This is a genomic window from Pseudomonas sp. Irchel 3A7 (assembly GCF_900187565.1).
Classification (GTDB): domain Bacteria; phylum Pseudomonadota; class Gammaproteobacteria; order Pseudomonadales; family Pseudomonadaceae; genus Aquipseudomonas.
Genome location: NZ_FYED01000023.1, coordinates 13,514 through 25,500, shown reverse-complemented (window position 1 = coordinate 25,500; position 11,987 = coordinate 13,514). Strand labels below are relative to the sequence as shown.

12 protein-coding genes are annotated in these 11,987 nt (G+C 60.8%); 4 read left to right on the top strand and 8 right to left on the bottom strand.

Annotation, left to right across the window (positions count from 1 at the left end; translation table 11 throughout):
* Positions 1-10 precede the first annotated feature (10 nt).
* Positions 11-745, bottom strand: a complete 735-nt coding sequence (locus CKW21_RS29680) for a thioesterase II family protein (RefSeq protein ID WP_095197363.1) — start codon at positions 743-745, stop codon at positions 11-13.
* Between the two features lie 172 nt (positions 746-917).
* Positions 918-2,090: an MFS transporter gene (locus tag CKW21_RS29675; protein WP_095197362.1), complete on the bottom strand. Its 1,173-nt coding sequence runs from the start codon at positions 2,088-2,090 to the stop codon at positions 918-920.
* Between the two features lie 246 nt (positions 2,091-2,336).
* Here CKW21_RS29675 and CKW21_RS29670 point away from each other — a divergent pair, with 246 nt between their 5' ends.
* Together CKW21_RS29670 and CKW21_RS29665 are read left to right on the top strand one after the other, a co-directional pair.
* Positions 2,337-4,160: a glycoside hydrolase family 15 protein gene (locus tag CKW21_RS29670; RefSeq protein ID WP_095197361.1), complete on the top strand. Its 1,824-nt coding sequence runs from the start codon at positions 2,337-2,339 to the stop codon at positions 4,158-4,160.
* Between the two features lie 339 nt (positions 4,161-4,499).
* Entirely contained in the window at positions 4,500-4,883 is a 384-nt protein-coding gene (locus CKW21_RS29665; RefSeq protein ID WP_095197360.1) for a hypothetical protein, read from the top strand.
* A gap of 44 nt (positions 4,884-4,927) precedes the next feature.
* Here the strand turns inward: CKW21_RS29665 and CKW21_RS29660 are convergent, their stop codons facing one another.
* Positions 4,928-5,911, bottom strand: a complete 984-nt coding sequence (locus CKW21_RS29660; protein WP_095197359.1) for a GlxA family transcriptional regulator — start codon at positions 5,909-5,911, stop codon at positions 4,928-4,930.
* Between the two features lie 88 nt (positions 5,912-5,999).
* On the opposite strand from CKW21_RS29660, the gene inhA reads away from it, so the two are divergent.
* The gene (inhA, locus tag CKW21_RS29655) at positions 6,000-6,683 is read left to right on the top strand and encodes an isonitrile hydratase (RefSeq protein WP_095197358.1); all 684 of its coding nucleotides are present in this window, start codon (positions 6,000-6,002) and stop codon (positions 6,681-6,683) included.
* Between the two features lie 354 nt (positions 6,684-7,037).
* On the opposite strand, the gene CKW21_RS29650 is transcribed toward inhA, so the two are convergent.
* Positions 7,038-7,862 (bottom strand): aminoglycoside phosphotransferase family protein, encoded by an 825-nt coding sequence (locus CKW21_RS29650; RefSeq protein WP_095197357.1) that lies wholly within the window; start codon positions 7,860-7,862, stop codon positions 7,038-7,040.
* Positions 7,855-8,343 carry an SRPBCC family protein gene (locus tag CKW21_RS29645; RefSeq protein ID WP_095197356.1) on the bottom strand — a complete coding sequence of 163 codons (489 nt, stop codon included), beginning with the start codon at positions 8,341-8,343 and terminating at the stop codon, positions 7,855-7,857. Before CKW21_RS29645 ends, CKW21_RS29650 begins: the two co-directional genes overlap by 8 nt.
* Positions 8,344-8,502: 159 nt before the next feature.
* On the opposite strand from CKW21_RS29645, the gene CKW21_RS29640 reads away from it, so the two are divergent.
* Positions 8,503-8,904 (top strand): lysozyme inhibitor LprI family protein, encoded by a 402-nt coding sequence (locus tag CKW21_RS29640; RefSeq protein ID WP_095197355.1) that lies wholly within the window; start codon positions 8,503-8,505, stop codon positions 8,902-8,904.
* 119 nt (positions 8,905-9,023) lie between these two features.
* Here CKW21_RS29640 and peaD read toward each other — a convergent pair whose 3' ends face one another.
* From peaD to peaB, 3 genes are read right to left on the bottom strand one after another with little or no spacing between them, the layout of a single operon-like run.
* Positions 9,024-10,142 carry a quinohemoprotein amine dehydrogenase subunit beta gene (gene peaD / locus CKW21_RS29635; RefSeq protein WP_095197354.1) on the bottom strand — a complete coding sequence of 373 codons (1,119 nt, stop codon included), beginning with the start codon at positions 10,140-10,142 and terminating at the stop codon, positions 9,024-9,026.
* Between the two features lie 24 nt (positions 10,143-10,166).
* Entirely contained in the window at positions 10,167-10,490 is a 324-nt protein-coding gene (gene qhpC, locus CKW21_RS29630) for a quinohemoprotein amine dehydrogenase subunit gamma (protein ID WP_008016081.1), read from the bottom strand.
* A gap of 1 nt (position 10,491) precedes the next feature.
* On the bottom strand, positions 10,492-11,922 hold the full coding sequence (peaB, locus tag CKW21_RS29625) for a quinohemoprotein amine dehydrogenase maturation protein (protein ID WP_095197353.1): 1,431 nt from the start codon (positions 11,920-11,922) through the stop codon (positions 10,492-10,494).
* Positions 11,923-11,987 lie beyond the last annotated feature (65 nt).

The window sequence follows — 11,987 nt, the reverse complement described above, 5'->3', positions numbered from 1 at the left end:
GATGTGGAAGTCAGCTGAGCGCCATCAGCCCATGCCGCCGATGATGAACCTCAAGCTGATCCTTGATCACCTTGAGCACCTTGGCCTCATGCTCATGGATGAAGAAATGCCCGCCGGCGAGCATGTCCACGGAGAAACTGCCACGGGTTTCCTTGCTCCAGCCGATCAGTTGTTCAGTGGTGGCCCGGTCGGTCTTGCCGCCAAGCACGTGCACCGGGCACTTGAGCAGTGGCCGCTGCAGCGGCTCGAAACGTCCGCACAACTGGAAATCGGCACGCAGGATCGGCAGTGTCAGGCTCATCAGCTCTTCGTTGGCCAGCACTTCTTCGCTGGTGCCGTTGAGCGTGCGCAGTTGCTCGATCAATTCGGCATCGGTCTTGGGCTCGGCAAAACCACGGTCGTAGTCGGCACGCAGGGTTGGCGCCGCAGTGCCGGAGGCGAACAGGGCTACCGGCTCAGGGCAACCGAGCGAGCGAAACGCATGGGCCATTTCACAAGCCAGCAACGCGCCGAGGCTGTGGCCGAACAGCGCATAAGGCGCCTTGAGCGTGTTCTTTTGTTCCTGCGCCAATTGCAGCGCCAGCCGCCGCATGTCGATGTGCAACGGCTCGCCATACCGTGCGCCCCGCCCCGGCAGCTCCACCGGTTGCACTTTCAGCCACTGCGGCAGTTTGCTCCGCCAACGGCTGTAGACCATGGCGCTCGCGCCCGAATAGGGCAGGCACAGCAATGTCAGCTGGGTCACCGGGCTTACCTCGAAAAGTTGTCTGCTAAGAGAACGGATGAGTGCCGAAGAGAATTAGTCGTACAGATAACCCTGTGGGAGCGAGCCTGCTCGCGAAGGCGGCGTGACATTCAACACATCAATTGACGGGAAGACCGCTTTCGCGAGCAGGCTCGCTCCCACAGTTAAATCATCATTTCAAATGGCGATAGCTTTGCACCGCTGAACCCAGTACGACTGCCCCGGCTGCAATCGCCACCCAAAACCCGCTGCGCGCCCCGAACGCATCCACCAGCCAGCCGGAACTGGCGGCGCCGATCGCCACGCCGATGCTCAATCCCGTGACCAGCCAGGTCAGGCCTTCGGTGAGCTTGGCCGGCGGCACGATCTGCTCCACCAGGGCCATCGCAACAATCAGGGTCGGGGCAAAAAACAATCCGGCGACGAACACCGCCAGCGACAACCCGAGAATGTTCACCGCCAGCAGCAGCGGCAAGGTCGTCACCGCCGTCGCCACCCCGCCGTAGAGAAACAGCCGTGGCAGCGGCACTTTCGAGCGCAGCGCACCGAAGGCCAGCCCGGCCAGGCACGAACCGATGGCATACACCGACAGCACAATACTTGCCGCCGCCGGCTGGCCCTGATGCTGGGCGAACGCGACGCTGACCACATCGATCACGCCGACGATGGTGCCCATGGCGACCATCAACAGCATCAGCCACTGGATGTCCACGGAACGGATGATCGAGCCGAAATGATGGGCTTCATGGGGATGTACCGCAGGTTCGGTGCTGCGTTGCAAGACAAACGCCGTGACGCCGATGGCCAGCATCAGCAACGCCGCCAACGGCCCTGCCTCGGGGAACGCCACCACACACAGGCCCACCGACAACGGCGGCCCGACGATAAAGCAGACTTCGTCCAGCACCGACTCCAGGGCATAGGCCGTTTGCAGTTGCGGCTGGCCGCGATACACCTCGGTCCAGCGCGCCCGCACCATCGCCGACATGCTCGGCATGCAACCGGCCAACGCAGCGAACACGAACAGCGTCCATTGCGGCGCCTGCAAACGGGTGCAAAGCAACACCAGCAACAACGCCCCGCCCCCGACCAGGGCCGACACCGGCAGAATCCGCCGCTGACCGAAACGGTCCACCAGCCGCGACACCTGCGGCGCACAAAACGCTGTGGCCAAGGCAAAAGTCGCCGCCACAGCCCCCGCCAGACCGTAGCCGCCCTGCAACTGCGAAAGCATGGTGATCAGGCCGATTCCGGTCATGGAAATCGGCATGCGCGCGATCATGCCAGCCAGCACGAAAGCTCGGCTGCCTGGGGCATTGAACAGCTCGCGGTAGGGATTTGCCATGGTGTCCGGCCTCGATAAGGGCGTGCAAATTGCCATAAGGCGGGTAGCGGGGAAAGGGCCGAATTGTTGGTTGAATGTGAAGGCCCCTTCGCGAGCAGGCTCGTTCCCACAATGGACGGTGTACACAGGCCCAATGTGGGAGCGAGCCTGCTCGCGAAGGGGCCGGAACAGTCACCACACAAGTGAACTCCAGCCCTTTAAAGCCAGTCAGCTACTTAGGTCCCTGCTTCCTGGAGTTTCACGACAATGGCTGATCACCCCGAACGCCAAAGCCCCATCGACGCCCACGGCATCATCGGCGACATGCGCAGTGCCGCGCTGGTCAATGACAAGGGCAGCGTGGATTTTTTCTGCTGGCCGGAATTCGACAACCCATCTATTTTCTGTTCGCTGCTCGACACCCCCGAGGCCGGTATTTTCCAGCTGTCCCCGGACTTGCCAGACGCTCGGCGCGAACAGATTTACCTGCCGGATACCAACGTGCTGCAAACCCGCTGGCTCAGCGACCGCGCCGTGGTCGAAATCACCGATCTGCTGCCCATCGGCGACAGCGAAGATGACTTGCCGGTGCTGATGCGCCGGGTGCGGGTCGTCAGTGGCCAGGCAACGTTCAACCTGCGCTGCGCCGTACGACATGACTATGCCCGCGCCCATACCCGCGCCCGCATCGACAAAAAAGACGTGGTCTTCGAAGCGGTCAATCAGCCGTCCCTGCGCTTGTCATCGGATCAAACCTTGAGTCTCGATGGCAGCGCCGCCGTCGCCGGATTCACCCTCGGGCAGGACCAGACCGCCGAGTTCCTGCTCGGCGCCATCGACGATCCGCGCTTCAAGGCAGGCGCCGCCGAATTGTGCCTGCAACGCACGCTGAAGTTCTGGCGCGACTGGATCGGCCAATCCAACTACCGCGGTCGCTGGCGGGAAATGGTCAACCGTTCGGCATTGGCGATGAAGCTACTGACCTCGCGCAAACACGGCGCGATCCTCGCCGCCGCGACGTTCGGCTTGCCGGAGACCGCCGGTGGCGAACGCAACTGGGATTACCGCTACACCTGGATCCGCGATGCCTCGTTCACCGTCTACGCCTTCATGCGCCTGGGCTTCGTCGATGAGGCCAATGCCTATATGCGCTGGTTGCGCGGACGGGTCAGCGACTGTCATGGCAAGCCAATGAAACTCAACATTCTCTACGGCATCGACGGCCGCCAGGAACTGCCGGAAATCGAACTCACGCACCTCGAAGGCCATGGCGGTGCGACACCGGTGCGTATCGGCAACCTGGCTTATGCGCAGGTCCAGCTCGACATCTTCGGCGAGCTGATGGACGCGGTGTACCTGGTCAACAAGTACGGCGAAGCCATTTCCCATGAGGGATGGAAACATGTGGTGGAGGTGGTCGATCAGGTGTGCGAAACCTGGCAGCAGGAAGACGTCGGGATCTGGGAAATGCGCGGTGAGCAACATCACTTTCTGCACTCGCGCCTGATGTGCTGGGTGGCGCTGGACCGCGCGATCCGTCTCGCTTCGAAACGCTCGTTACCCGCGCCGTTCGCCCGATGGGACCAGACCCGCCAGGCGATCTACACCGACATCTGGGACAATTTCTGGAACGAGGAGCGCGGGCATTTCGTCCAGCACATCGGCGGTACCGGCCTCGACGGTTCAATGTTGTTGATGCCGCTGGTGCGCTTTGTCAGCGCCAAGGATCCACGCTGGCTCGCGACGCTGGACGCTATCGAGAAAACCCTGGTGCGCGACGGCATGGTGTACCGCTACCGCAACGAACACACCCACATTGACGGCCTGCCCGGCACCGAAGGCGCATTCGCCGCGTGTTCCTTCTGGTACGTCGAATGCCTGGCCCGCGCCGGCCGGGTGGAAAAGGCCCATCTGGAGTTCGAGCAACTGCTGAGATATGCCAACCCGCTGGGGCTGTATGCCGAGGAATTCGACAGTCATGGACGGCACATGGGCAATACACCGCAGGCGCTGACGCATTTGGCGTTGATCAGTGCGGCGTGCTTTCTGGATCGGAAGTTGAGTGGAGTGAAGAATTACTGGCAGCCTTGAGTGTGCATCGCCGACACCTCCTATCACCTGTGGCGAAAGAACTTTTGTGGCGAGGGCGCTTGCTCCCGTTCGACTGCACAGCAGTCGCAAAACACTTTAGACACGGTGTACCTCACGGATCGCAATCATAGGGTTTGGGGCTGCTTCGCAACCCAACGGGAGCAAGCTCCCTCGCCACAAAAGCCCGCTTGCCGTAGATCCAAGGCGGGGCAAAGTCCTACATTTTTTAAACAAAACACCCGGAAATACCCGGTTGCCAGCCGTTACATCCCCCCCTAACATCGCGCTTCAACGGGCACAGCGGAGCTGTCCAACAAAACCCGAATTCAAGGAAAATGAATGACCCAGCGCATCCACCGCAGCATCGACCTCCCCCTGCGAACCGGCCTGAACCGCGACGAACTGTGGGACGCCCAAGACAAGGGCCTGATCAAATGCTGGGAAATCGGCCGCCAACGCGCCGCCCGTTTTCCCGATCTCGCCCAACAATGCCTCGCCGGTGAACTGCCGGTGCTGGGCTGGAAAGGTGGCGTCAGCCGTAGCCTGAAAAAACTCGAGAAGTACGGTTCCCTCAAATACCTCGCCCAATGGCAGGGCTTGCGTGGGGAGGATCTGGATGTGGATTTGGGTGAAGAGCGGGCGCTGACCTGCGCCCGCACGGGCATGGTGGTGACGTTTACCCCGGATCGGGCGAAGTACTTCAATCAGGTGGCGGAAGTCTAAGCTGTTGCTTCGAATTTATTCTGAAACCACCTGATACGGCCGGCTCAAGTCGTTACTGGCTCTGCTGCAACGCTGACCGAAAACCGCTCTCGATACGCTTGCGGCGTCACGCCCATGGCCCGCAGGAAACTGCGGCGCAGGGTTTCTTCGCTGCCGAATCCGCATTGCACGGCGACGCGTTTGATCGGCACGCCGGTATCGCTGAGCAGGCGCCTCGCCGTTTCGACGCGGATCAATTCGATGGCCCGGGCCGGGGTCTGGCCGGTGTCGGCGCGGTAGTGGCGCACGAAGCTGCGCTCGCTCATGCCGGCCTGCAGGGCCAGGGTGGGGATGCCGAGGTCCTTGGTGAGGTTTTCGCTGATCCAGGCATGAAGTTCGTCGAATCGGTTGCCTTCTTTCTGCAGGGACAGGGTCACGCTGAATTGCGACTGGCCCCCGGGCCGTTTGAGAAACACCACCAATTGCCGGGCGACTTCCAGGGCCATGTTGCGGCCAAGGTCGGCTTCGACCATTGCCAGCGCCAGGTCGATCCCGGCGGTCACCCCGGCCGAGGTCCAGACCGGACCGTCGTTGATGAAGATCGGATTGGGCTCGACCTGCAACTTCGGGTGTTGCTGCGCCAGCTGTTCGCAACGGGTCCAGTGGGTGACCACGCGCCGGCCATCGAGCCAACCGCTGGCCGCCAGCAAAAACGCCCCGGTGCACACCGATGCAACCCGTCGGCACTGCAACCCATGCTCGCGCACCCAGTTCACCAGTGACGGGTCGCCCGCCGCCGCGTAAACACCCCACCCCCCGGCGATGATCAAGGTGTCGCTGCCCTGCTCGGGCAAGGGCTCGGCCAATAGCGCCAAGCCCGCCGACGACATCACCGCCCCGCCACCGCTGGCAATCACCGATGGCGCATAAGGCGTGGGCACGCCTTGCTGGCGGGCGATGTCATTGGCCGAGGCGAATACCTGCAGCGGCCCGGTGACATCGAGCAGTTGCACATTGGCGAATGCGAGCACGTGAATGGTTTTCGGCATTTGGCGTAATTCGTGGGGTAATTGGCGTGTACGCCAAATCCTAAGCACCTACAGTGAAGTCGTCCACCACTTCAGGAGAAAAAACATCATGACCTTGCAGATCGGTTTTCTGTTGTTTCCACAGGTGCAGCAACTCGACCTCACCGGCCCTTATGACGTACTGGCCTCGTTGCCGGATGTGAAGGTGCATCTGATCTGGAAGGACCTGATGCCCATCACCGCCAGCACCGGCCTGCTGCTCAAACCGACCACGACCTTCGATGATTGCCCGCAGCTGGATGTGATCTGCGTGCCCGGTGGCAGCGGGGTCGGGCCGCTGATGGAAGATGACGAAACCCTGACGTTCCTCAAGACCCAGGCCGCGACGGCACGTTATGTCACCTCAGTGTGTACCGGGGCGCTGGTGCTCGGCGCGGCAGGCCTGCTCAAGGGCAAACGCGCCACCACCCACTGGGCCTATCACGAGTTGCTGGCACCTCTGGGGGCGACTCCCGTGAAGGACCGGGTGGTGCGCGATGGCAATCTGCTCACGGGGGGCGGGATCACTGCGGGCATCGATTTTGCCCTGACGCTGGCCGCCGAGCTGTTCGATCAGGACACCGCCGAGCTGGTGCAATTGCAACTGGAATACGCGCCGGCACCACCGTTCCAGGCCGGCAGCCCGGAAACGGCACCGGCCAGCGTGCTGGAGGAAGCTCGCCAACGCGCTGCGGGGTCGCTGACACTGCGAGCGCAAATCACCGAACGTGCTGCGGCGAAACTCGAACACTAATTCTCATTAATGTAGGAGCGAGCCTGCTCGCGATGGTCGTTAACGATAACGCGTACTGACTGGTTAAACGCTGCGCTCTTGAGTCCATCGCGAGCCAGGCTCGCTCCTACAGTATTTTTCGTCGCGCCGCATTTTTCATACGCCCATAAAAAAACCCGCCGAAGCGGGTTTTTCCAAGACCATTACGACTCCCTGTCGTCAGCATTCCGTGCAAATGGCCGATCATCCATGATCCTGAGCACTCCCTGTGCGTCAGTGGATGGGGCCAGAATACGCATCGGATCCAATCCGCAATAGACGACATAGCTAGCATCGCGTGTAAGACATTCGCTATAGCAGCCCTTCCGCAAACCCTTAGATGCTTTCAACATTAAGCCTGGAGGCCGCGAGTTGCGCGACCTGCAGCTGACCTTGCGCCGCCGTGCTTTCGCCATCCTCGAGAAACCAGGCTGCCGACAAACCGGCAAAAGCCAACACCCATTGCAGCAATCGGCGCCGCTCCAACCCGCCCGCCTCGGCCACGACTTCGATCTGTCGCTGGAATCGTTGCGGGTCCGTTGCGGTTGGCAAGTCGGGATTGCAGATCAGGTTGGCGTAATCGAAGCCACGCTCGCCGATCACCCGTTTGGGATCGATGGCCAGCCAGCCACGCGGACCGAAATCCAGGACATTGTCGTGATGCATGTCGCCATGCAACACCACCACGTCCTGCGGCTCGGCCAACAAGGCTTCGGCAGTCGTCAGGCTCAGGGAATAAAGACCGCCCTGCTGCTCAGCCGCCAGTCGCAGCGAGGCAAACCAGGGCGCCAGGGGAACCAGCGGCGGTGGCGGCGTCGGTCGCGGTGCATGCAAGTGCGCCAGCGCCGTACATAGAATACGACTGGCCTCGTCGTCCTGCCCGTTGAGCGCCATGCGCATCAGCGACCGCTGTCCCATGGCACGCTCGAGCAACAAAGCGTCGCCATGGTGCTCGTAAACCCGGGCAGCGCCGTGGCCGTTCCACCAGTTCATCAACAGATTGCCGAATTTTTCCTCGTCGTCGAAGGCAATCTTCAACATGGCCGGCACATCACCCCGGCGTACCGGCAGCAGGCGGCTGCCGGGCGTGAGGATGGGGGCACCTTCGGGCTTCAGTTCCCACCGTTGCAGCCACGGGTCGAATGTACTGTCGTCAGTCACTCTCACGCTCGCGGGCCTTGGCGCTTTCGACGAGAAAGTGTTCAAGCCTGCCCAGTTGCTCTTCCCAGCCACGGCTGTCCATGTAATACGCCTCCTTCTGGCGTATGTCTGGAATGTGCGCGAAACCCGACTCGGACACCTTGAGCAGCGTGCCATCCTCGTAGTCCGCCAGCTCGAATTTGACCAGCGTGGTCGGTTCCTGGGAATAGTCGATCTTCGGGTTCACCGCGTAGGGGTGCCAGCGAAACGAAAACAACTGCTGGGGTTCGACCCGCTCGACCAGCACATTCCACAACACATGTTCATAACCGGGATACGTGACCTGCCCCTGCGTCCACTCGCCGGCAATGAAACGCCGGCCTTCGAGCGCAACGCCAAACCATTGACCGAACGCCTCTGCATCGACCAATGCACGCCAGACATGGGAGCGCGGCGACTTGAGCATTATTTTGCGTTCAAAACTATTGGGTACTGGTTTCATACGTCACCTCCTGTACTGAACAACAGTAGGCCTGTAAGACCACATGTCCAGTGCGAAAGTTGTATGAATCGGGTGTCAGTTGTCGCAAGGGCGCTCTTTGCAGGGCCATTCGCTTCGCTACACTGCACCTCAATTGCCCTTTCACAGCGAGTTTCTTCCATGCATTCACGCTTTCTCTTGGCTCTGGCACCTTTTTTGTTCGCCCCCATGGCCCATGCCGTTGACTGCGACAACGCCACCGACCAGGCCACGATGAACCAATGTGCGTCGCAGCAACACGCGGCGGCGGACAAGGAGTTGAATGTGCTGTACCAGCAGATCACTTCGCGGCTCAAGGGCAATCCTGACAGCAAGAAACTGCTGGTGGGCGCGCAGCGTTCGTGGATTGCGTTCCGTGATGCCGAGTGCAAGTTTTCGGCGTCGGGCGTGGAAGGCGGGAGTGTTTATCCGCTGATCTACAGCAATTGCGTGACGGAACTGACCAAGGCGCGGGTGCAGACGTTCAAGACTTACTTGAAGTGCCAGGAGGGGGATTTGGGGTGTCCGGTGCCGGGGGTTTGAGTCTCTAGCGTCTGTCAGGGCCTCTTCGCGAGCAGGCTCGCTCCCACAGTTGACCGAGTTCTTTCAGTAAGAATGCGATCAAAATGTGGGAGCGAGCCTGCTCGCGAAGGCGTCTGTAATTACCGCACGAAAATCTGCGCCGTGGTGATCGCCATATCCCCGCCCGGCAACTTGATGCTGCCGATCTGTTTCAAGCTGTCGGCATCGAAGATCGCCACATCGTTGAACGTCCCGGCCAGGTAGATCTTGCTGCCGTCCTTGTTGAAGGAAATGCAGTAGTAGGAATGATCAAGCGTCGCCGCCTGCAGCATCTTTTTCTCCTTGATGTCGTACTTGGCCAGGCGATTGAGCACACCGAACATCAGGTTCGGGTCTTTCGGCGAGCGCATGCCGCTGAAGTAGATTTCGGTCAGGGGTCCGAAGTCGGTGGTTTCGGTCTTGCCGGTCTTCAAGTCAACGCTGAACAGGCCGTACAGGTATTCCGCCGTGGCCGGATCCTGTTTCTTGTCCTTGAACTTCGCGGTGGTGTAAAGCAGCGAGAAGTCATGGCGCCAGGTCTGCTGGTTCCACACGTAGAGCACATCCGGCGCGCTGTAGTTCGCACGTTTCCAGTGACGGCTGGGGATCAGCACGTCGAACTTGCCGGTCTGCACGTTGACCTTGTAAACGTCCGCCCCCGCCACGTACAGCGTGCCGTCGTCACCGCTCTGCATGATGGTCAGCTGCCGGGGCGCCGGGAAACTGCGCACCGGTTTGGCGTCCAGGCCGGCGTCGGTCGCGTACACATCGAGCCGCGGCGGCTGCACTTCGTAGCGATCATTGAGCTTCAAGGTCGGGTTGGCGACGGTGTACAACTCCTTGCCGTCGTGGCTGACGGTGAAGGCAAACATCGACTTGGCTTTCTCCCCCGGCTTCTGGGTGATGCTGGCGTGGAACACCTGTTTGCAGCTGTCCAGTTCGACGCCGTAGACATCCGCGTAGTGATTGTTCAACACGTAGGCAGTCTTGCGATCCGGCGACAGCTGCACGGTGCCGGGACCAAAGGCGTCCGGCATCTTGCAGGTCTTGAACAACGTGTCGGTGGCCAGGTCGATCACGTGCAGGTTGTTCGGGTAATTGGTGGTCACCATGTACTCGTGACCGCCTTGCAACGCAGTGTTTTCATCGGCCAGAACCGTGAGCGAACAGGTGCTCAGGACGGCGAAAGCGGCCAGGCCGCAGGCTTTGATACTGTGCATGCTGGAATCCTTCTTCTTGTCGAATCACTTGTCTTTCGGGAAGACAGTGCCGAGGTTTCGCCAGTTGTCGTTGGACGCCTGGGCATCCTTGTTCCAGTCCGGGTAGGTGCTCATCATGTCCGGCACCTGGGCCGGCCACCAGCAAGGGTCGGAGCAGCCGTACAAGTCGGCTTCCATCGGCTGGCACAGCGACGACACACCGCCGAACGCGTCGATTTCCCAACCCGGGTCGGTGGTCGAGGCGCAGCCCGCCACGGAACTCATCGCCACCACTTCTTCGATGCGGTTTTCATCCGCGGCCTGATCCAGCTTCAACGCTTTGTTATTGATTGCCTTGAGATGTTTCATATCAGTGAGCCTTGCGCGGAGTGATGTAGCTGCTGATGAACGCAGGGTTATGGGCCATGATCCTGGTGTAGACCTCGATACCGAAGTCGACCCAGTCACGCATCAGTTCGCAGTAGTGGTAGGTCGGGTGCGTCGGGTCGCCGTAGCGGGCGTAGCTTTCGTGGTAGCAGCCGCCGGAGCACAGGTTGCGGATCTGGCAGTCTTCGCAACCGGTGTTGGTGCGGTCCAGGCGTTGAGACAGAAAGTCGTTCAACTCCATCTGTTTCACCCCGCTGTGGACGTTGCCGAAGGTCGGCAGGCTCGAACCGGTAAAACGGTGGCACAGGTTCAACTCACCTTTGTGATCCACCGCCAGCATCTTCAGGCCCGCGCCGCACGGCAGGGCTTTTTTGTGGCCTTCGTGGATGTCGGTGATCAGCTGGTGCAGGTTGGAGAAACCGATGTTGCGGTGCTCCAGCGCGGCTTCCAGGTAGCGTCGACCGAGGGCCTTCATGTTGGCGAACACCTGCACCAGTTCATCGCTGGTCAGGTTGAAGCTGCTGATGTCGCCGGAGGTCACCGGGGCGAAACCGACCTCGGCAAAACCCAGTTCGTTGAACAGGTGATCCCAGATGGTTTCAACGTCGGTGACACCGGTGGTCAAGGTCACCCGCGCACCCACCGGACGACTGTTGTAGCGCGACAGCAGCATCTCGGCCTTGCGCCGCACCACATCGTAAGTGCCCTGCCCGCCCACCGTGATGCGGTTGCGGTCGTGCACGGTCTTCGGCCCGTCGATGCTCACCGACAAACCGAAGCGGTGGGCATTGAGATAGTCCACGGTTTCTTCGGTGAGCAGCGTGGCGTTGGTGGTCATGACGAACTCCACGAACTTGCCGGCCTCGGCAAAGCGCTTTTCACAGTAATCGACCATGTACTCGATCAACTTGCGATTGCTCAGCGGTTCGCCGCCGAAAAACACCACGGTGAAACGCTCTTCCTCCGGTGATTCCTTGAGCAGCATTTCCACCGAAGCGATGGCGGTTTCGACGTCCATTTTCTTGCCGGCCGATGGCTTGTCGAGGTCCTCCTTGTAGCAGTAGGTGCAGCTCAGGTTGCAGCCGGTGTTGACGTTCAACACCACGGTATTGATTGCCGTGCGTTCGACGCGCCTGGTGGCGATGTCCGGAGTCAGCGGCGAGCCGTCGCTGACCAGCTCCAGGGCCATCAGCTCGCGCAGGGTCTCGGTGACTTCTTCGCCGTTGAAGCGCGCGGCCAGGCGCTGGATCAGGTCGTCCGACGAACAGCCGGGGCCGCGCAAGGTATCAATGATGGTGCCCGTCAGTTCATCGCTGGCGAACAGCGAACTGCTGGGGATGTGGAACAGCATGCGGTCGGCATCGACCTGCACTTCGTGCAAGTTGCGTTCGACCAGATTCAAGATAGCGCCCATGGCAAACCTCCTGTGCAGGCCCCGCTTGGAGGGGCTTGCGGTCATTCCGAATAGTGTCTGGATCC